The organism is Demequina lignilytica (assembly GCF_030418375.1).
Classification (GTDB): domain Bacteria; phylum Actinomycetota; class Actinomycetes; order Actinomycetales; family Demequinaceae; genus Demequina; species Demequina lignilytica.
This window is the reverse complement of record NZ_JAUHPZ010000002.1, coordinates 330,444-350,073: the sequence shown is the minus strand read 5'-3', so window position 1 is coordinate 350,073 and position 19,630 is coordinate 330,444. Positions and strand designations below refer to the sequence as shown.

Sequence of the window (19,630 nt, the reverse complement as noted above, 5' to 3'; positions counted from 1 at the left end):
GATGGAGCGCCGGATCCCCCGGCCGGCGGACCTCGCGCCGCTCATGCGCTTCAAGAAGCTCGAGACCGACGGCCGCGCGCGGCGCCTCGCGAAGGCGCACACGATCGCGGACCTGCGGGCGATCGCGAAGCGGCGCACCCCCAAGGGCGCGTTCGACTACACGGACGGCGCGGCCGAGCAGGAGCTGTCGCTCGCGCGTGCTCGCCAGGCCTTCCGCGACATCGAGTTCCACCCGGCGATCCTGCGCGACGTGTCGCAGGTCGACACGTCCGTCGAGATCCTCGGTGGCCGCTCCGCGATGCCGTTCGGGATCGCGCCCACCGGCTTCACCCGCATGATGCAGGCCGAGGGCGAGCGCGCCGGAGCCTCGGCCGCGGGCGCGGCCGGGATCCCCTTCTCCCTGTCGACGCTCGGCACCACGGCCCCCGAGGGGGTGCGCGACGCGAACCCCGACGGTCGCAACTGGTTCCAGTTGTACATGCAGAAGGACCGCGACAAGTCGATGCAGTTGATGGCCCGCGCGGCCGACGCCGGCTTCGACACCCTGCTGGTGACGGTCGACGTACCCGCCGCGGGTGCGCGCCTGCGGGACTACTACAACGGGTTCACCATCCCGCCGCAGCTGACCCCGTCCACGGTGCTGAACGCGATCCCGCGCCCGGAGTGGTGGATCAACTTCCTCACCACCGAGCCGCTGACCTTCGCCTCGCTGAGCGAGTGGAACGGCACGGTCGGCGAGCTGCTCGACTCGCTGTTCGACCCCACGGTCGACTTCGACGACCTCGAGTGGATCCGCGACCAGTGGCCCGGCAAGGTCGCGGTCAAGGGCATCCAGACGCTCGACGACGCCAAGGCCGTGGTCGACCGGGGCGTCGACGGCATCGTCCTGTCCAACCACGGCGGGCGCCAGCTCGACCGCGCCCCGATCCCCTTCCGCCTGCTGCCCTCGGTCGCGGCGGAGCTGGGCGACCGCACCGAGATCGTGCTCGACACGGGGATCATGGCGGGCGCCGACATCGTCGCGGCGCTCGCCTGCGGCGCCGACTTCACGCTCGTGGGCCGCGCCTACCTCTACGGGCTCATGGCCGGCGGCCGCGAGGGCGTCGACCGGGCGATCCAGATCCTCAGCACCGAGGTGGTGCGGACCATGAAGCTCCTGGGCGTCGCCTCGGTGGCGGAGCTCAACCCCGATCACGTCACGCAGCTGCAGCGGCTGGTGCCGGTGCGCTCCTCCTAGGGGAGACCGGCCGGGCGGGGTACTGCCTCCCCCCGCCCGGCTGGTATCCTCGTTCGGCCCGGACCTGTCCGGGCGGGCCCCCGTAGCTCAGCGGATAGAGCGCCGGTTTCCGGTACCGTAGGTCGCAGGTTCGATTCCTGTCGGGGGCGCCACAGATAAGGCCCGCTACCAGCGTATTCGCTGGCGGCGGGCCTTCGTCGTCCCGGCGTCCGATCAGGCGCCGACGGTGCTGGCGCGCACCACGAGGCTGGGCGCCATGCCCACCGCTCGATGACGGTGATCGGGGTCCTCCGCCTCCTCGAAGAGCATGGCGGCGGCCTCCTCGCCCATCGCCGCGCCGGGCTGCCGGACGGTCGTGAGCGGGGTGGGGCTGTCCCACGCCTCCTGGTTGTCGTCGTAGCCGATCAGCGCGACGTCCTCGGGGATCCGCAGGGAGGAGCCGGCGGTGAGGGCCTGGGCGAGACCCGCGGCGACCAGGTCCGCCATCGCGAAGATCCCGTCGATCTCGCCCGCCTCGATACGCGACCGCCACTCCTGGCCGACCAGCCAGCCGTCGGACCGGCGCACGCCGTCGACCTCGGCGCGCGCCACGATCGACGCGCCGGTGCCCGCGAGCGCGTCCTCGAACCCCTCGAGACGCTCGTCGACGGGCTGGAGCTCGCGCGGGGCCGCGACCACGGCCAGGCGGCGGCGCCCGATCTCCACCAGGTGCCGCGCCGCGAGCGCGCCGCCCTCGACGTTGTTCGCGTGGACCGAGCACCGATCGACGCCGTCCCCGTGGAAGTCGACGAAGACCAGCGGCCGCTCCCCGCGGTGATGCGCGACCAGGCTCCGGAAGTGACGGTCGTTGTTGATCGCGACGATCGTGCCGAGCGTCTGCATGGACTCGAACATCGCGAGGTAGCGGCGCTCCTTCGCAAGGTCCGTGTAGGTGTTGGTCAGCAGCACGAAGGCCTGGCGCTCGTCGACCACCGTCTCGACGCCTCGCGCGATCTCCCGGAACAGGGAGTTCGCCACGTCCGAGAGCACCAGCCCCACCGCCGGCGAGGTGCCGACCGCGAGCGATCGCGCCATGCCGTGCGGGATGAAGCTCAGCTCGCGGATCGCCCGCTCGACGCGCTCCCGGGTCTCGGGGGCCACCCGCTCCGGGTGGTTGAGCACGTGCGACACCGTGCCCTTGGACACGCCGGCGCGCGCGGCGACGTCCGCCATGCTCGACCGTGCCGCCCCGGTGCGGCGGCCGCTCGCCCGCTCGTCCACGATCACACTCTAGGGCGCCGGACGCGCCCCGACCCCGCTACTCGCCCGCGGTCTCGGACACCTCGGGCGCCTCGAGCGGGTGCAGTGCCACCGAGTCGGCGACCGCGCGGTCGCCCTCGACGTCGACCTCGCACACGAGGTGCTCCTCGCTCGACAGCCACCACACCACCGTGACGTGGTCGCGGCCCTCGGCGGCGAGGGCGTCCGCCGCGTCGTCGAGCGCGGCGACCCGGTCCTCGGGGAGGTCGGCGACCGGGCTGTCGAGCGCACCCTGCTGGCGCAGGAGGCCGTAGTAGTCGCGCCAGTCGGCGGCCGAGTAGACGTCGCCGGCCTGGATGGTCGGCTGGGCCTCGCCCGAGGCCGCCTGCGCCCCGTAGGCGTCCTCGCAGGCCCTCACCGCATCGGCCTGACCCGCGCTGTAGCCCTGCCGCAGGTTCGACACGACCACCGCGCCGATCACCACCAGCAGGGCGACGCCCGCGGCCACCGCGACGGGCCACCACGCGCGCGGCGGCTCGACGGGCTTCTCGGCGGGCTGAGGGGGCTGCGGCATGGCGACCAGCGTACGGGGCGGTCACGCGCCTTCCGCGCCTACAGTGGGCTCGTGATCGACCTGAGGGACGCGCCCGCCCTGGGGCTGGCCCTGGGCGGCGGCGGCACGCTCGGCGGGGCGCACATCGGCGTCCTGCAGGTGCTTCAGGAGCGTGGCATCACCCCTGCCTACATCGCGGGTACCTCGTCGGGCGCGCTCGTCGGCGCCGCCTACGCGATGGGGATCGACCCGCACCGGCTCGAGGAGCTGCTGCTCGGCATCCGCTGGACCGACGTGGCGCGCGTGCCGCGCCGCCCGGGCGCAGGGCTGCTCGACGCGGAGGCGCTGCGCGCGTCGGTCACCGGCCTGATCGGCGGGGACGTCGCGATCGAGGACATGCCGATGCCGTTCGTCGCGGTCGCGACGGATCTCGCGTCGCGCACGGCGCGGGTGTTCGACCGCGGCTCGCTGATCGACGCCCTGCGCGCCTCCATCTCCGTCCCGGGGGTGTTCCGGCCGGTCCGCATCGACGGCCGCCGGCTCGCCGACGGCGGGCTGATCGCCAACGTGCCGCTCCAGGCCGCCCTCGACATGGGCGCGTCCCCCGTGATCGCGGTCAGGGTCGCGCCCGAGTGGGACGTCCCGGGCTACTCGAGCGCGGCCGCGCTGCGTGCGCTGGAGGCCCGGCCCGACGTGCTGGCGATCGCGCCGAACCTCCGCGGCCGCCAGTGGTGGCAGACCAAGGACCTCGACCGCGTGGTGGAGGCCGGGCGCGCGGCGACCGAGGCGGCGCTGGAGGAGTGAGCGGCGCTCAGTCGTCGTGGGCCCGCAGCTCGAGCACGGTGTCGACGCCGAGCTCCTCGAAGTAGGCGAGCGTCGCGCGCGAGGTCGCGAGCAGCGGGCGCAGCGGGCGTCCGGGCCGGGCGGCGGCTCCGCCAGCGGTCGCCTCGAGCGAGCGCGCGATCCCCGCCGCGGCCACGGTGAGCAGCTCGATCGCGGGACGCACCGGCGTCTCATCGATGGGCACCACCGCGCCGAGCGCCGCGTGCACCCGCCCGGTCGAGTCGATCACGGGCACCGCGATGCCGCGGGAGGCCTCGTGGATCGCGCCGTCGAGCACCGCGTAGCCGTCGCGCCGCGCGTCGGCCACCCGGGCGCGCAGCTCGCGCGCGTCCGCGATCGCGCGCGCCGTGGGCCGCGACCAGTGCCCCGCCGCGACCTCGTCGAGCAGCGCCTCCGGCGCGTGAGCGAGCAGCACCAGGCCGCTCGAGCTGAGGGGCAACGCGATACGCGCGCCGATCAGCGTGGCGTTCACCACGGCGTCGGGCGCGGAGAGGCGCTCGATGAAGAGCACGTCGTGCCCGCTGAGCACGCCCAGCTGGATGTGCTGGCGCAGCCGCGCATGCACCACGCCCATCCAGGGCCGGGCGAGCTCCCGCAGGCCCGCCGCGCCGGGCGTCCGGGTCGCCAGCTCCCACAGCCGCAGACCGGGCCGGTAGCGCCGGTCACCGACCGGCTCGAGCAGGCCCTCCTCGGCGAGCTCGGCGACCAGACGATGCGCGGTGGACAAGGGCAGCGCCGCCGCGGCGGCGATCTCGCTGAGCGTGAGATCGCCCGTGAGGGGCCCGAAGGCTCCCAGGACGCGCAGGTGCCTGCTGAGCGCGGACCTCCCCGCCGAACCTCGCGCCATCGCGTGCCTCCCGGCCCACCGTACCCGACCTTCCGTTGAATGGAAGGATCGCTCCCGGGAGGGACGATGCGCGGCCTACCGTCGGAGTCGATCAACGACGATCGCGCACCGGCAAGGAGGCCACGTGCTCACCGCAGAACCCCTCGCTCCCGAGGCCCCGGCCCAGGCCGGCGTCCGCACCGTCACCGTGGCGCGCCGCCACCAGGTCGCCGACGACGTGGTGGAGCTGGTGCTCCGCCGACCCGACGGCGGACGGCTGCCCGACTGGGCTCCCGGCGCCCACATCGACCTGGTGCTGCCCGATGGTCGCAGCCGCCAGTACTCGCTCTGCGGCGACCGCTGGGACGCGGACACGTACACCATCGCCGTGCTGCTCGACCCCGCGGGACGCGGCGGATCCCGGTACATCCACGAGCACGTCAGCGAGGGCGACACCCTCACGTTCGCCGGACCGCGCAACAACTTCCGGATGGCTCCGTCCGCGCGCCAGCTCTTCGTCGCCGGCGGCATCGGCATCACGCCGCTGATCCCGATGATCGAGCAGGCCGAGCTGCTCGGGACGGACTGGCACCTCCTCTACCTGGGCCGCAGCCACGCCCACCTGGCGTACCTCCGCGAGCTCGCGCGCCACTCCGGCCGGATCACCGTGCACTGCAAGGACACGGACGGCCGCGCCGACCTCGACGCGTGGATCCCCACCGACCCCGCGGTGCGCGTCTACGCGTGCGGCCCGGAGCGGCTCCTGGACGCGGTCGAGGCCTGGGCGCCCGCCCTCGAGCACGCCCCCCGCGTCGAGCGGTTCGTGGCCCGGCTCGACGACCGCCCCTCCCGCGCCTTCGAGGTGATCGCGGCCCGCTCCGGCGCCGCCGCCACGGTCGGCGAGCACGAGACGGTGGTGGACGCGCTCCGCCGGGTCGGCGTCGACGTCATCACCTCCTGCGCGCAGGGCGTGTGCGGCACCTGCGAGACCGACGTGGTCGACGGACGCCCCGACCACCGTGACTCGGTCCTCGACGAGCGGACCCGTGCGGAGGGCACCTGCCTGCTCCCCTGCGTGAGCCGCTGCCTCGACTCCCGCCTGGTCCTCGACGTCTGATCCCCCTGCCCCCGCATCGTCCCTCCGGAGGAATCCCATGACCGCCGCCATCGACACCACGATCCCGACCTCGGACGTCGACCCCTTCTCCCCCGAGTTCCTCGCCGACCCCTGGCCGTTCGTCACCGAGCTGCGCGAGATGGCCCCGGTGGTCCACCTCGAGCGCCACGACGTCCACGCGATCGGGCGGTACGCGGACGTGCACCGCGCGCTCACGGACTGGCAGTCGCTGCAGTCCGCGGCAGGCGTCGGGCTGTCGAACTTCAACCACGAGAAGCCGTGGCGGCCGCCGAGCGTGCTGCTCGAGGCCGACCCGCCGAAGCATGACGCCCCGCGGCACGTGCTGCAGGAGATCCTCTCGCCGCGGAGCCTGCGCGCACTCGAGCAACGCTGGCGGGCGGACGCGCACACGCTGGTGGACGAGGTGCTCGCCCGCGGCACCGCCTTCGACGCCGTGACCGCTCTCGCCGAGGTGTTCCCCCTGCGCGTGTTCCCCGACGCCGTCGGGCTGGGACCCGACGGGCGCGAGAACCTCCTGCCCTACGGCGACTTCGCGTTCAACGCGTTCGGCCCTCAGGAGGGCCTGGTCGCGAAGGCCGCGCCCACCATCGGCCCGACCATCGAGTGGATCGGCGAGCAGTGCCGCCGCGAGAACCTCGCCGACGGCGGGTTCGGGTGCCAGATCTGGGAGGCGTCCGACCACGGCGACATCACACCCGAGCAGGCGCCGCTGATGGTCCGCTCCCTGCTCACGGCGGGGGTCGACACCACCGTGACCGGGATCGCCGCCGTGGTGCACGCCGTGGCGACCACGCCGGGCGCGTGGGAGCGGCTGCGCGCGCACCCCGAGCTCCTGCCCCGCGCCTTCGAGGAGGCCGTGCGCCTGGCGTCCCCGGTGCAGACCTTCTTCCGCACCACCAAGGTGCCGACCACCATCGCCGGCATCACGCTGCCGGCCGACCGCAAGGTGCTGATGTTCCTGGGCGCGGCGAACCGCGACCCGCGCCGCTGGGAGCGTCCCGACGCGTTCGACCTGGACCGCGACCCCTCGGGCCACGTCGGCTTCGGCATGGGGATCCACCAATGCGTGGGCCAGCACGTGGCGCGCCTGGAGGCGACCGCGGTGCTGGGCGCGCTGCTCGAGCGGGTCGCACGCATCGACCTCACCGGGCCGGTGGTCCACCACCCGAACAACACCCTGCGCGGCTTCGAGAGCGTGCCGGTCGAGGTGACGCTCGCCTGAGACGGGTCCGGCTCGTCCTGCGGAGGCAGGACGAGCCGGAGCGGCGGGACGATGCGCGGCTACAGGCGCGCGTCCCAGTAGCCCATGAACGGGTCGACCGGGTCGATCCCGCGGAACTCGCTCTCGCCCGTGAGCTTCGCGGCGACGGCCTCGAGCGTCGCGGGGTTGCCCGCGTACGCGTTGATGTACGTCTTCACGCGGGGCACGTCCTGCAGGTGGAACGGGTTCGCGACCGAGACGACGATGGTGGGGACCTCGTGCGTGAAGCGCGGGAGGTTGGCCGCGGTCCAGAAGGTCCACTCGAGGCGGGCCGTCGGGTGGTTCGAGGTGGGCGGCACGTCGGCCACGTAGATCACCAGGTCGAAGTGGTCCGTGAGCGCGTCGCCCACGACGGCGCCGTCGCGGCCGACCGCGCCGAACATCGTGGCCTCGCGCGGCGGGTCCTCGTGCAGCGTGACCTCGAAGCCGCGGCGGGCGAGCGCGTCCACGAGGGCCTCGGCGGGGCGGGTGGACGGCATCGCGCCGCCGCGCAGCGAGTACACCAGCACCCGGGGGGTGCGCTCCGGTGACAGCGGGAGCAGCCCCTCCTCCTTGTCCTTCACCAGGGTGACGGCCGCATCCGCCTGCTGGGCGGCCCAGCCCTCGTGCATCCCGCGGTTCACGCCCTCGAGCCCCGGGGTGAGCTCCGCGGCGGTCGCGGCGTGCAGGCCGAGCGCGGCCTTGAGCGCGAGCACGCGGGTCACGGCCTCGTCGAGGCGCGCGGCGGTGATGACGCCCGCCTCGAGGCCGGCCAGCATGTGGGCGAAGTCCTCGGCGTACCCGTCGGTGAACAGGAACATGTCGCAGCCGGCGGCGATCGACCGGGGCACGGCCTGGGCGCGCGGCATCGACATCTGCATGCCCGCCATCAGCGTCGCGTCGGTGACCACCAGGCCGTTGAAGCCGAGCCGGTCGCGCAGCAGGTCGGTCGTGATCTCGGGAGCCAGCGACGCGGGCAGGATGTCCTCGTCGGCGATGCCGGGACGCAGCGCGCGGGAGTAGGCGGGCAGCGAGATGTGCGCGGCCATCACGGTGAGCGCACCCGCGTCGATGACGGCCTGGTAGACCTCGCCGAACGTGGCGTCCCACTCCTCGGTGCTCAGGGAGTTGACGGTGGTGACCAGGTGCTGGTCGCGGTCGTCGACGCCGTCGCCGGGCCAGTGCTTGACCGAGGCGGCGACGCCGTTCTCCTGGAGCCCCGTGACGAACTCGACGCCCATCCGGCGGACGCGCTCCGCATCCGCGCCGAAGCCGCGGTTGAGCACGATCGGGTTGCGCGGGTCGGTCTGGATGTCGATGATCGGCGAGAACGCCCAGTTGACGCCCATCGCGCGACCCTGGACCGCGCAGACCTCGCCCATGCGGTGGGCCCACGCCTCGTCGTCGGTGGCGGCCGCCTGCATCGGCGAGCCCATCGACGTCTGGTCGAAGGCCGCGCCGGACGCCCCCGCCTCCAGGTTCGCGGCGATCAGGGCGGGCACGGTGAAGCGGTCCTGGATGTAGCGGTTCAGCTCGATGATCTCGGTGCTGAGCGACGGGCGGCGCATGTAGCCGCCCGGCTCGGCGACGGCGAGCTCCGCGTCGATCTGCTCGGTGGTGCCGGGCATGGCGAGCAGGCAGAACAGCTGTCCCACCTTCTGCTCGGTGGTGAGGCCCGCGAGGGTGGACGTCACCCACTCCTGCGCCGCGGCGTCCAGGTGGAACGGTGCGGCGTCGAGCCGGACCCGGGTCGGGGTGGTCATGCGGAGATCTCCTCGGTGGCAGGGGCGGGCGCGCCCGCGAAGGTGATGCCGTGCGACGCGAGCGCGTCGACGGCGTGGAGTCCGGGGATGACGGCGTCCGCCTCGGTGAGCACCGCGGGGTCGCCGATGCCTACCGCCAGCATGCCGCCGGCCTTGGCGGCCCGCACGCCGGCGATCGCATCCTCGAAGACCACGCAGTCCGCGGGCGCGACGCCCAGGGCCTCCGCCCCCGCGAGGAAGACCCGCGGGTGGGGCTTCGCCTCGGTGACGACGGAGCCGTCGATGACGGCGTCGAACAGGTCGCGGATCCCCAGGCCGTCGAGGATCATCGGGGCGTTGCGGCTCGCCGAGCCCAGCGCCGTGCGGACACCCTGGGCGCGCAGCGCCTCGAGGCAGTCGCGGGCGCCGGGGAGCATGTCGGCGGGCGTGATCGACGCGATCGCCTCGACGTAGCGGGCGTTCTTCTCCGCCGCGAGCCGTGCGGCGGTCGCGTCGTCGACCTCCACCCCGCCGATCTCGAGCACGATCCGGAGGGCATCCATGCGGCCCACGCCCTTGAGGAGCTCCTCGTCCCGGTCGGCGAGGGTGAAGCCGAGCTCGGCGGCGGTCTCCCGCCAGGCGGCGAAGTGATGCACCGCGGTGTCGACGATCACCCCGTCGAGGTCGAACAGGGCGGCATGGGCGGTCATGAGGGTCCTTCCGTCGTACGGGTGGGCGGGGGCGGGCCGGTCAGGCGCCCGTCGGGACGATGTTCCACAGCGCCGGGTACGCGTTGCCGACCTGCAGGGTCGCCGCGGTCGAGCCGCCCGTGTAGAACACCGAGAGGTTGCGGTAGAACGGCGCGAACCACGCCTGATCCACCATGTAGTTGTTCAGCTCCTTGGCGGCGCCGGGGTCGCCGGCCTGGAACTTGGCGACGATCCGCTCGATGAACGGGTCGGTCGAGCCGAACGGGTTCCACGGCGCGGGACCGACGCCAGCCTCGGCCACGCCCGGGAACAGCGCGTTGACGTAGGTCTCCCACGGCGTGGCGGGCTGCTCGAGCTGGAAGGACACCGCGGCGTACCGGGGCTGCGTGATCGCCGCGATGTAGTCCGGCTCGTCGGTGTAGACCACCGTGATGCCGATGTCGGCCAGCTGGGCCGCCATCGACTCGAAGACGGCGGCGGGGATCCACGAGACCGAGGGCATCTCGAGCTCGAAGCCCTCCGGGTAGCCGGCCTTGACCAGCAGGTCGCGCGCCTTCTCGGGGTTGTAGTCGTAGACGGTGTCGAGCGCACCGTTGTAGCCGTCGGTGTGGATGCCGAAGATCTGGGTGGTGACCTCGCCCCGGCCACCGTTGAGCGTCGCAAGCATGCCCTCCCGGTCGAACGCGAAGTTGATCGCGCGCCGCACGTTCACGTCGGCCAGCGCCGGGTTGACCTCGCCGGCGCGGTCGTACAGCAGCAGGCCGGTCCAGTCGAGCATGAAGTCGTTGGCGGTGTAGCCGGCCCCCTCGATCTGCTCGAAGCCGTCGTAGCCGTTGTAGAGCCCGGCGTCGAGGCGGTTCTCCAGGAACGCGGCCATCAACGGCTCGGGCTCCTCGAAGACCGACATCTCGATCCGGTCGTAGTGCTGGAACTCGGGTGCCCAGTACTCGGGGTTGGCCACGTAGACGTACGTCTCGTCGGCGACCGAGGCCTCCGCGTCGAGCAGGTAGGGGCCCGTGCCGACAGGCGCCGGGTCCTCGAACGACGCCGGCGACTCCATGTAGCCCGCGGACCGCGACAGCTGCAGCAGCAGCACCGGGTCGGGCGCGCTCAACGTGAGCTGGATGGTCGACTCGTCGAGAGCCACGACATCGGCGACCGACGCGAGCCAGTACGCGTTCTGCGAGCCTCCGTCACGGAACCGCAGGAGGTTCTGCACCGCGGCGTCGGCCGTGAACGGGGCCCCATCGGAGAACCGCACGTCGGTGCGCAGGCGCATGGTCAGCACCGTGCTCGTCTCGTCGTACTCCCACCCCGTCGCGAGGCCCGCCTCGAGCTTGTTGGCCGCGGTCGCGCGCACGAGCGTGTCGTAGACGGCCTGCCCGTAGACGGACTTGGTGGCGAAGGCCATCTGGCTGGCGACGAACCCGGCCTCGCCCGGCGCGTCGACCATGCCCAGGCGCAGCAGCGCGGCGTGAGCGTCGGAGCCCCCGGAGGCCGCCGGCATGGCCGGCACCTCGACCGCGGCGTCGGCGCCGGAGGAGCAGGCGGCGAGGGTGAGGACGCCGGCGGCGGCGCATGCGATCACGGCGGCGGTACGAAACATCGTTGTTCCTCTGTCTGTCTCGGGTCCCCTGGCCCCTCCAGGAACCGGTGCGGCACCGACGGTAGCACAGATACTGAATAGGTGGTTAGTTTTCGCCGATGGTACGGTGCGCGCATGACCTCAGGCACCGCCGCGCGCGGCTCGTACGCGAAGACCGCCGGTCGTCGCAGCGAGATCCTCGAGGCCGCGGCGGTCGTGTTCGCGGAGCACGGCTATGAGAACGGCTCGCTGCGCGCGATCGCGGCGAAGGTCGGGATCAGCCAGGCCGGCGTGCTGTTCCACTTCGGCTCCAAGATCGACCTGCTGGAGGCGGTGCTCGACCTCCGCGACCAGCGCAGCCGCGAGCGGTTCACGCGGCGGACGGAGGGCCAGCCCGCCGGCATCGCCCACCTCCGCGCATTCGTGGACCTGGTGCGGGACAACGTCGAGGAACCAGGCATGATCCAGCTGTACTCGGTGCTCGCCGCCGAGGCGACGGCCGCCGGGCATCCGGCGCACGCCTACTTCGCGGGACGATACGACTGGCTGATCGAGCAGGCGCACGTGTCGCTCCTGGCGCTGCGCGACCAGGACCTCCTGCGGCCGGGGGTCGAGCCGGGGCACGCCGCCCGTACGCTGGTGGCGGTGCTCGACGGGCTGCAGCTGCAGTGGCTCTACCACCCCGATCGGGTGGACACCGTCGGCGACCTCCGCACCTCGATCCAGCAGCTGGTGTCCGTCCCGCTCTGACCTCGGGCCGGGACCGGCGGCCCACCGGCCGCCGGACGCCTCATGGGAGACTTTCCTCATCAATTCTGAACAATCATTCAGCACCCAACTCCAAGGAGTACCGATGGCGCTCATCGCTGAGCTGTGGCTCGACGGGAGGGGCTCCCCCGCCTTCCGCTCCACCCCCCGGCCGACCGTGTCGTGGACCGTGACCGACGCTCACGACGGCTGGCTCCAGGAGTCGGCCGACCTCGAGCTCACCATCGCGGGCACGGCCTCGATCACGACCGTGACGGGACGCGACTCCGCGGCGGTGGCCTGGCCGTTCCCCCCGCTCGCGCCGTTCACCGCAGCCGCGCTGCGCGTCCGAGCGCGGTCCACCCGCGGCGACGAGACGGCGTGGAGCGAGCCGGTGCCCGTCCTGACCGGGCCGCTGGCACCCGCCGACGTCACCGCATCGTTCATCACCGCCGCGAAGCAGCCCGAGGAGCCCGCCGACCTGGCGGGCGACCGCCCGACCCTGCGCGCGGCCGGAGTGGTGCAGGTGCGCGACGGCCTCTCACGGGCGGTGCTCACGGCGACGGCGCTGGGTGTCTACGAGCCCGTCGTCAACGGCACCGTCGCCACCGACGAGGTGCTCGCGCCGGGCTGGACCTCCTACGAGGACCGCCTGCTGCTCCAGACCACCGACGTCACCGCGCTGATGGTCGAGGGCGACAACCTGGTCGGCGCCGAGGTCGCCGAGGGCTGGCACCGCGAGCGCTTCGGCTTCGACGGCGACTTCCGCGTCGCGTACGAGGGTCCGACCGCGCTGCTCATGCAGGTGCGCCTCGAGTACGCCGACGGCACCGTCGAGACCCACGGGACGGACGCGACCTGGCTCGCGACCTACACGGGCCCGACCTCCTCGGCGTCGATCTACCAGGGCGAGCGCCGCGACGACCGCCGCCCCGACGGTGGCCTCACACGCATCGTCGGCGGCGCCCCCGCATTCGCGGACGCCGCGCCCGTGGTCGTGGTCGACGCTCCTCGCGAGCGGCTCGAGCCCGCGGCGGCGCCGCCCGTGCGCCGGATCCAGACGGTGGCGCCCGTCGCCAGCGAGATGCGCGAGAACGGCCGGATCCGCCTCGACTTCGGCCAGAACCTCGTGGGCTGGATGCACGTGCGCGCGACGGCGCCCGAGGGCACCGTCGTGACGCTGCATCACGCCGAGGTGCTCGAGAACGACGAGCTCGCGATCCGCGCGCTGCGCCACGCGGCCAACGTCGACACCGTCGTCGTGGGCGGCTCGGGCACGGTCGACTTCGCCCCCCGCTTCACCTTCCACGGCTTCCGCTACGCGGAGATCGAGGGCATCGACTCGCTCGAGGCGCTCGCCTCCGTCGAGGCCGTGGTGATCCACACGGACATGCGCCGCACCGGCTGGTGGGAGTCCTCGGACCCGCTGCTCAACCAGCTCCACCAGAACGTCGTGTGGGGCATGCGCGGCAACTTCGTCTCCCTGCCCACCGACTGCCCGCAGCGCGACGAGCGCCTGGGCTGGACCGGCGACATCCAGGTGTTCGCGCCCACCGCGTCCTTCCTGTACGACTGCGGCGGCATGCTCGGCTCCTGGCTCAAGGACGTCGAGGCCGAGCAGGCGCGCAACGCGGGCGTGGTGCCGATGATCGTGCCGAACCCCGCCCACCGCAGCCCGGTGCTGCCGGCCGCCGCCTGGTCGGACGCCGCGACGCTGGTCCCGCCGGCCCTCCACCTCGCCCTCGGCGACGCCGGGCTGCTCGAGCGGCAGTACGCGTCCATGACCGCGTGGGCGGAGGCCGTGCTGGCCGTGGCGGACGAGCAGGGCCTGTGGCGCGGCGGCTTCCAGTTCGGCGACTGGCTCGACCCGACCGCTCCCCCGCACAACCCGGCGGCCGCGAAGACCGACCAGGACATCGTCGCGAGCGCCTACCTGCACAAGACCCTGACCGCGATGGCCGGCGCCGCCACGGTGCTGGGCAGGACGGACGACGCCGAGCGCTGGGCCGCCGCGGCCGCCCGCACCCGCGCGGCCTTCCTCGCCGCGTACGTGACGCCCGAAGGCCGCGTGCTGTCCGACGCCCCGACCGCGTACGCCCTGGTGATCACGTTCGGCCTGCTCGACGGCGACGAGCGCCTCGCGAAGGCCGGCGACCGCCTCGCCGAGCTCACGGTGGCGCACGCGTTCCGTATCCGCACCGGATTCGTGGGCACGCCGCTCCTGTGCGACGCGCTCGCCTCCACCGGTCACCGCGACGTCGCGCACCGCCTGCTCGCGGAGACCGGCTGCCCCTCCTGGCTGTACCCGGTCACCATGGGGGCGACCACCATCTGGGAGCGCTGGGACTCGATGATGCCGGACGGCAGCGTCAACCCGGGCGAGATGACGAGCTTCAACCACTACGCCCTGGGCGCTGTCGCGGACTGGATGCACCGCGACATCGCGGGCCTCAGCCCGCTCGAGCCCGGCTACCGCGTCGCGCGCATCGCGCCGCGCCCCGGCGGCGCGCTCACCTCCGCCTCGACGGCGCTCGAGTCGGTCCACGGGCGCTTCGAGGTGTCCTGGCGTCTCGAGGACGGGACGATGCGCGTGACCGCCGCGGTGCCGGCGAACGCCGAGGCCGTGGTCGACCTGCCCGGGATGCCCGAGCAGCGGGTGGGCTCGGGCGCGCACGAGTGGAGCGTCCCGCTGGGCGCGCCCGCGGCCGCGCCCGCGCCGTTCACCATGGACACCCCGCTGTCCATCATGGCCTGGGACCCCGAGGTGACCGGTCGCCTGCAGGGCGTGTTCGGGCGCGTGGGCTACTTCATCGGCTTCGGCTGGATCGACAACGGCCGCTGGCGCGCGGACACGACGCTCCGCACGGGCCTGCCCATGTGCTCGCCCGAGCAGGTCGCCGCGATGGGTGCCGAGCTCGACGCGATCAACGTGCAGCGCGGCCTGGAGCCCTGCGGTCCCGACCACTGGCGGCTGTGAGCCGCGGGTCGGAGGGCCGGATCCGCCGAGGAGTCAGCCCTCCGACCCGAGCTCCGCGAACGTCTCGCTGACCCAGTCGGAGATGTACGCGGCGACATAGGCCATGTGGTCGATCGAGATGTGCTCCGTGCCGCCCTCGGGCTCGTCGAAGATCCGCAGCTCGCGCTTGGGGCTGTTGACCGCCTGCTCGTAGCTGCGGTGCGCCATCGCCACCGGGATCTGGCGGTCGTTCGCGCCATGCGTGATGAGGAACGGCACCGTGATCCGCTCGGCCACCCCGTCGAGGTGCATGTCCTTGGTGCGCTCCATGAAGTCGTCCAGGTCGGAGGCGCCCCACACCCAGAACACGTGCTTCCAGTAGTGCGGCACGGGGTTCTCACCCTCGCGCTCGACGCGGCGGCGCTGGACCGCCGCCCAGTCGTGGTTCGCGCCCCAGGCGACCACCAGCGAGATGCGCTTCTCGAACGCCGCGGCACGCGGCGCGTAGTAGCCGCCCAGCGACCAGCCCACCAGGCCGACCTTCGCGAGGTCCACATCGTCCCTGGTCTCGAGGTAGTCGACGCAGGCGGCGGCCCAGGCCTCGGTGTCGTAGCGGGCCTGCAGGCCGCGCATCCGCAGCGCCTCGCCGGATCCGGGGGTGTCGACCATCAGCGTCGAGACGCCGCGCCGGGCCAGCATCTGGGGGAACTGCGAGTAGTACATCATCTCCTTGGTCGAGTCGAGCCCGTTCCACTGGATGACCACCGGCGCCTTGGCGCCCGCCGGCACCGCGGCCGGGTCGGCGGCGTAGAAGTAGCCCGGCAGGCTCGCGCCCTCGTAGGGGATCTCCACGGTGGTGAAGGGCGCACCGGACAGCTCCACGTGCGTCAGGAGCAGGTCGATCGACTTCTGATACGCGGCCTTGCGCCCCTCCCACTGCGGGGACTGGAGGCGCTCCGCCTGGGAGACGTACAGGCTGGCTCGGTAGTACTTGTCGCCCGCGTTGATGCGGCGTCCGAGGCGCACGTCCTCCTCCGCCGACGCGATCAGGCGGTCGGCGACGGCCTCCCAGGACGCGTAGAGGAGGTCGGTGCCCACGTCGTCGCCGTTGCGCGAGGCCTCGAGGACCGGCTTGCACGCGCGGTCGACCTCGTCGATGTACCCGCCGCAGTTGAGCGAGGCGACCGCCGCCATGCTCCACACGTAGTTGGTCGGGAAGTACATGAACATGGGGGTCCACCTCGCTCGCGTCGTTGCGTCGCGTCCACCCTAGGGAGCGGCGAACCATCCGCACAGCCGATTCTGACGATGCCCACCATCGACCCCGCCGATACCCCGCCGCCACCCCTCCACCCCTCCACCCCTCCCCCCTCGCGGACGCTCCGCACGGATCCGGAGGCGACACGCGGGGCGGAACCCCCGCATCGTCCCTCCCGGACGGCGTGTCGCCCGGAGATCCGTGCGGAGCGTCCGGGGAGGAGTGGGTGGGGGTCCCCGGAAGCAATCAGCGGCACTGATGTGTGGCATCGCCAGATTCCGCTTCCCTGATATCGGCGGCCGCGTCCACAGTGGGAGTCGTTCCGGCAACGCCGCCGGAGGGAACGGAAAGGGTCAACGATGATCTCTCTGCTGTCGCACCTGTCCTACGTGGCCGTCACGTGCCCCGACGTCGAGGCGTCGGTGAGGTTCTACGAGGAGCACGTCGGGCTCGAGGTCGTGGACCGGATCGGCGACGACGTCTACCTGCGCTGCTGGGGCGACTACTACCGCTACTCGGTGGTGCTGCGCCCGGGCCCGGAGCCGTCGCTGTCCACCATGGCGTGGCGCACGACCAGCCCCGAGGCGCTCGAGGAGGCGGCCCGCCGCATCCAGGAGGCCGGCATCGAGGGCACCTGGATCGAGGGCAACCGGATCGGCAAGGCGTTCGAGTTCGTCGGCCCGTGGGGCCACTCGATGACGCTCCACTGGGACGTGGAGCACTACAAGGCCACCGGCGACAAGGCGTCCGCCTACCCCGACCGCCCGCAGCGCCGCAGCCGCCACCTGGGCGCGCCGCGCCAGCTCGACCACATCACCATCGCGACGTCCGACGTGGACGCCTTCGCGCAGTGGTACCGCGACGTGCTGGGCTTCCGCATCATGGCGCGCACCGTGCTCGACGAGGCCCCGATCTCCGTGTTCTCCGTCATCACCACCAACGAGAAGTCGCACGACCTGGGCGTGGTGCTCGACGGCTCGACCCGTGCCGGCCGCATGAACCACTACGCCTTCTGGGTCGACACCCGCGAGGACCTGCTGCAGGCCGCTGACTCGCTGCTCGAGAACGGCGTCCCGATCGAGTACGGCCCGTCGATCCACGGCATCGGCGAGCAGAACTTCCTCTACTACCGCGAGCCGTCGAGCCTCCGCATCGAGCTCAACACGGGCGGCTACCGCAACTACGTGCCGGACTGGGAGCCGCAGACCTGGACCCCGTCGCTGGGCTCGAACAACTTCTACAAGAACTCGCAGATGCCCATGTCGATGACCGAGTCGTTCCCCGCCGCCGACGGCCCCTCCGCCACCGAGGAGGGCGTGCCCGACGAGATCAAGGACGCGCTGTTCAACCCGTACGCCAAGCAGGGCAACGGCTGAGCCGCACACGCGCCGACGGCGGCGTCCCGGGCCACCTCCTCCGGCCCCGGGGCGCCGCCGTCGGCGTCTCCGGCTGCAGCATCGGACGATTCGGGCGGGACGATGCCGGACTCGCGGCGGGCGCTCAGGCACCCGCGGCGTCGACGCCCCCGGGCAGACGCATCTCCTCCGCGACCCGCGCGAGCACGGATCGCAGCCACTGGTGGCCGGGGTCCGCGTCGTAGACCGCGTTCCACCAGAACGCGTCCTTGATGGGCGCGATGGGCACGGGGAAGTCGAGGATCCGCAGGTCGTGGAGATCCTGGACCGCGAGCGCCAGGCGCTCCTGCAGCAGCCCGATCCGGTCGGTACCGGCCACCAGCGCCGGAAGCGTGGCGAAGCTCGGGGTCACCACCGCGACCCGCGGCTCGATGCCGAGCGTCTGCATCTGCCGCACGGCGGGGGTGTACGACGTGGTGCGGTTCATCGCGAGCACCCACGGCCGCGACGCCAGGTCGTCGGTCGTGAGAGTCTCACCCAGCTCCGGGTTGGCGCGCGCCGCGACCACCACCCACCGGTCCTCGAGGATGTCGAGGTAGCGCTCCGAGCCGATGAAGCCGTGCGGCAGGATCATGCCGTCGCAGTCGCGCAGCGACTCCGGCGCCCCCTCGAGGGTCTCGCGGGCCAGGGTCTCGAACGTGAGCCGCGCGTGGGGGGCCGCCGCGGAGACGGCGAGCGAGATCTCCCGGCCGGCGATGCGGAAGGCGTAGTCGGCGCCCAGGATCCGGAAGTCACGGGTGCTGGTCGCGGGGTCGAACTCGGCCTGCGCGGAGAACAGGCGGTCCATGGTCTGCACGGCCGTCCAGGTGCGCTCGCGCAGCGAGACCGCGAGGGGACTGAGCTCGTAGGTGTTGCCGTGGCGCACCAGGAGGTCGTCGCCGAACAGCCTGCGGAGCTTCGCGAGGGAGGCCGAGAGCGCCGGCTGGCTGAGGCTCAGGCGCTGCGCCGCCCGCGACACGCTGCGCTCCTCGAGCAGCGCGTGGAGCGGCAGCAGGAGATTCATGTCGAGGTTGCGCAGGTCCATGGGCCGAGCCTAGCCACCGTATCGGCGGCACGGATACCGCTCATCGGTCGATTCGTCTGTGCTGATGCGCTGACTCGCGATTGACTGGGGCACGGACGCGACGATGCGTCCACGGGGAGGGACATGCTCGTCCAGGCCGCAGGCTTCGATCCGCGCGATCCGGAGGCCGCGATCGCCGCGACCGCCCGCGCGGTCAGCAACTGGGGCCGTTGGGGCGAGGACGATGCGGTGGGCACCCTCAACCTCATCGACGACCGGGCGCGTGCGCGCGCCGCGGCGCTGGTCCGCACCGGGGAGTCGATCTCGCTGTCGCTGCCGTTAGACATGGACGGCCCGCAGAAGGGCTGGCGGCGCCGGACCAACCCCGTCCACACGATGCTCGACACCGGCACCGACGCCGAGGCCGGTGTCCAGGGCTTCCCCCACGGGATCGGCGGCGCGGACGACGTGATCGCGATGCCGCTCCAGTGCTCGACGCAGTGGGACGGGCTCGGGCACATCTTCGACCACGGCGCGGCCTGGAACGGACGTCGCGCCGGCGACGTGGTGACCTCGCTCGGCGACGGCGTCACCGGCATCGAGAACGCCGCCTCGCTCATCACCGGGCGCGGCGTGCTGCTCGACCTGGGCCGCCACCTGCGCCCCGACGCCGGCGAGCTCGAGGACGGCTACGCGATCTCCGCCGCCGACCTCGACTCCTGCATCGCCGCCCAGGGGCCCACCTCCACGGTCGGCGCCGGTGACATCGTCGTCGTCCGCACCGGACAGCTCACCCGCGCGCGCCGCGACGGCTGGGGCGACTACGCCGGCGGCGCCGCGCCCGGGCTGTCCTTCACCACCGCGCCCTGGCTGCACGCGCGCAACATCGCCGCGATCGCCACCGACACCTGGGGCTTCGAGGTCAGGCCCAACGAGTTCGAGCCCGCGTTCCAGCCGCTGCACCAGGTGGTGATCCCCCACATGGGCCTCACGATCGGCGAGATGTGGGACCTGGACACGCTCGCCGAGGCGTGCGCCGCATCGTCGCGCTACGAGTTCCTCATGGTCGCCGCGCCGCTGCGCATCACCGGCGCGGTCGGCTCCCCCGTCAACCCCATCGCCCTGCTCTAACCCCGGA

Annotated in this window: 16 protein-coding genes and 1 tRNA gene; 9 read left to right on the top strand and 8 right to left on the bottom strand. The window is 72.8% G+C overall.

Annotation, left to right across the window (positions count from 1 at the left end):
- Nucleotide 1 precedes the first annotated feature (1 nt).
- Together QQX13_RS05245 and QQX13_RS05240 are read left to right on the top strand one after the other, a co-directional pair.
- Entirely contained in the window at nt 2-1,237 is a 1,236-nt protein-coding gene (locus tag QQX13_RS05245; RefSeq protein WP_301152822.1) for an alpha-hydroxy acid oxidase, read from the top strand.
- Nucleotides 1,238-1,313: 76 nt separating this feature from the next.
- A tRNA-Arg gene (locus QQX13_RS05240) sits at nt 1,314-1,389 on the top strand.
- A 61-nt stretch (nt 1,390-1,450) separates the two neighbouring features.
- Here the strand turns inward: QQX13_RS05240 and QQX13_RS05235 are convergent.
- Complete coding sequence (locus QQX13_RS05235; protein ID WP_301152718.1) at nt 1,451-2,497, bottom strand: LacI family DNA-binding transcriptional regulator; 1,047 nt, start codon at nt 2,495-2,497, stop codon at nt 1,451-1,453.
- 37 nt (nt 2,498-2,534) lie between these two features.
- A complete protein-coding gene (locus QQX13_RS05230; protein WP_301152717.1) occupies nt 2,535-3,050 on the bottom strand; it encodes a hypothetical protein in 516 nt (171 codons plus the stop codon).
- Between the two features lie 51 nt (nt 3,051-3,101).
- On the opposite strand from QQX13_RS05230, the gene QQX13_RS05225 reads away from it, so the two are divergent.
- Entirely contained in the window at nt 3,102-3,833 is a 732-nt protein-coding gene (locus QQX13_RS05225; RefSeq protein WP_301121810.1) for a patatin-like phospholipase family protein, read from the top strand.
- 7 nt (nt 3,834-3,840) lie between these two features.
- On the opposite strand, the gene QQX13_RS05220 is transcribed toward QQX13_RS05225, so the two are convergent.
- Nucleotides 3,841-4,719 carry an IclR family transcriptional regulator gene (locus QQX13_RS05220; protein ID WP_301121812.1) on the bottom strand — a complete coding sequence of 293 codons (879 nt, stop codon included), beginning with the start codon at nt 4,717-4,719 and terminating at the stop codon, nt 3,841-3,843.
- 124 nt (nt 4,720-4,843) lie between these two features.
- Between QQX13_RS05220 and QQX13_RS05215 the strand changes: the two genes are divergently transcribed.
- On the top strand, nt 4,844-5,815 hold the full coding sequence (locus tag QQX13_RS05215) for a PDR/VanB family oxidoreductase (RefSeq protein WP_301152716.1): 972 nt from the start codon (nt 4,844-4,846) through the stop codon (nt 5,813-5,815).
- A 37-nt stretch (nt 5,816-5,852) separates the two neighbouring features.
- Nucleotides 5,853-7,058, top strand: a complete 1,206-nt coding sequence (locus QQX13_RS05210) for a cytochrome P450 (RefSeq protein ID WP_301152715.1) — start codon at nt 5,853-5,855, stop codon at nt 7,056-7,058.
- Nucleotides 7,059-7,117: 59 nt separating this feature from the next.
- Here the strand turns inward: QQX13_RS05210 and QQX13_RS05205 are convergent, their stop codons facing one another.
- From QQX13_RS05205 to QQX13_RS05195, 3 genes are read right to left on the bottom strand one after another with little or no spacing between them, the layout of a single operon-like run.
- Nucleotides 7,118-8,839 (bottom strand): glycoside hydrolase family 3 protein, encoded by a 1,722-nt coding sequence (locus QQX13_RS05205; protein ID WP_301152714.1) that lies wholly within the window; start codon nt 8,837-8,839, stop codon nt 7,118-7,120.
- Complete coding sequence (gene pgmB / locus QQX13_RS05200; protein WP_301152712.1) at nt 8,836-9,528, bottom strand: beta-phosphoglucomutase; 693 nt, start codon at nt 9,526-9,528, stop codon at nt 8,836-8,838. Before pgmB ends, QQX13_RS05205 begins: the two co-directional genes overlap by 4 nt.
- Nucleotides 9,529-9,568: 40 nt before the next feature.
- The gene (locus QQX13_RS05195; RefSeq protein WP_301152711.1) at nt 9,569-11,134 is read right to left on the bottom strand and encodes an ABC transporter substrate-binding protein; all 1,566 of its coding nucleotides are present in this window, start codon (nt 11,132-11,134) and stop codon (nt 9,569-9,571) included.
- Between the two features lie 114 nt (nt 11,135-11,248).
- Here QQX13_RS05195 and QQX13_RS05190 point away from each other — a divergent pair, with 114 nt between their 5' ends.
- Nucleotides 11,249-11,863, top strand: a complete 615-nt coding sequence (locus QQX13_RS05190; RefSeq protein WP_301121824.1) for a TetR/AcrR family transcriptional regulator — start codon at nt 11,249-11,251, stop codon at nt 11,861-11,863.
- 103 nt (nt 11,864-11,966) lie between these two features.
- A complete protein-coding gene (locus QQX13_RS05185) occupies nt 11,967-14,837 on the top strand; it encodes an alpha-L-rhamnosidase (RefSeq protein ID WP_301152710.1) in 2,871 nt (956 codons plus the stop codon).
- A 33-nt stretch (nt 14,838-14,870) separates the two neighbouring features.
- Here QQX13_RS05185 and QQX13_RS05180 read toward each other — a convergent pair whose 3' ends face one another.
- Complete coding sequence (locus tag QQX13_RS05180) at nt 14,871-16,046, bottom strand: alpha/beta hydrolase family protein (RefSeq protein ID WP_301152709.1); 1,176 nt, start codon at nt 16,044-16,046, stop codon at nt 14,871-14,873.
- Nucleotides 16,047-16,433: 387 nt separating this feature from the next.
- On the opposite strand from QQX13_RS05180, the gene QQX13_RS05175 reads away from it, so the two are divergent.
- Nucleotides 16,434-17,450, top strand: a complete 1,017-nt coding sequence (locus tag QQX13_RS05175; protein WP_301121830.1) for a VOC family protein — start codon at nt 16,434-16,436, stop codon at nt 17,448-17,450.
- 124 nt (nt 17,451-17,574) lie between these two features.
- Here QQX13_RS05175 and QQX13_RS05170 read toward each other — a convergent pair whose 3' ends face one another.
- Nucleotides 17,575-18,513: a LysR family transcriptional regulator gene (locus QQX13_RS05170; protein WP_301152708.1), complete on the bottom strand. Its 939-nt coding sequence runs from the start codon at nt 18,511-18,513 to the stop codon at nt 17,575-17,577.
- Between the two features lie 123 nt (nt 18,514-18,636).
- Between QQX13_RS05170 and QQX13_RS05165 the strand changes: the two genes are divergently transcribed.
- A complete protein-coding gene (locus tag QQX13_RS05165) occupies nt 18,637-19,623 on the top strand; it encodes a cyclase family protein (protein ID WP_301152707.1) in 987 nt (328 codons plus the stop codon).
- Nucleotides 19,624-19,630: the final 7 nt, after the last annotated feature.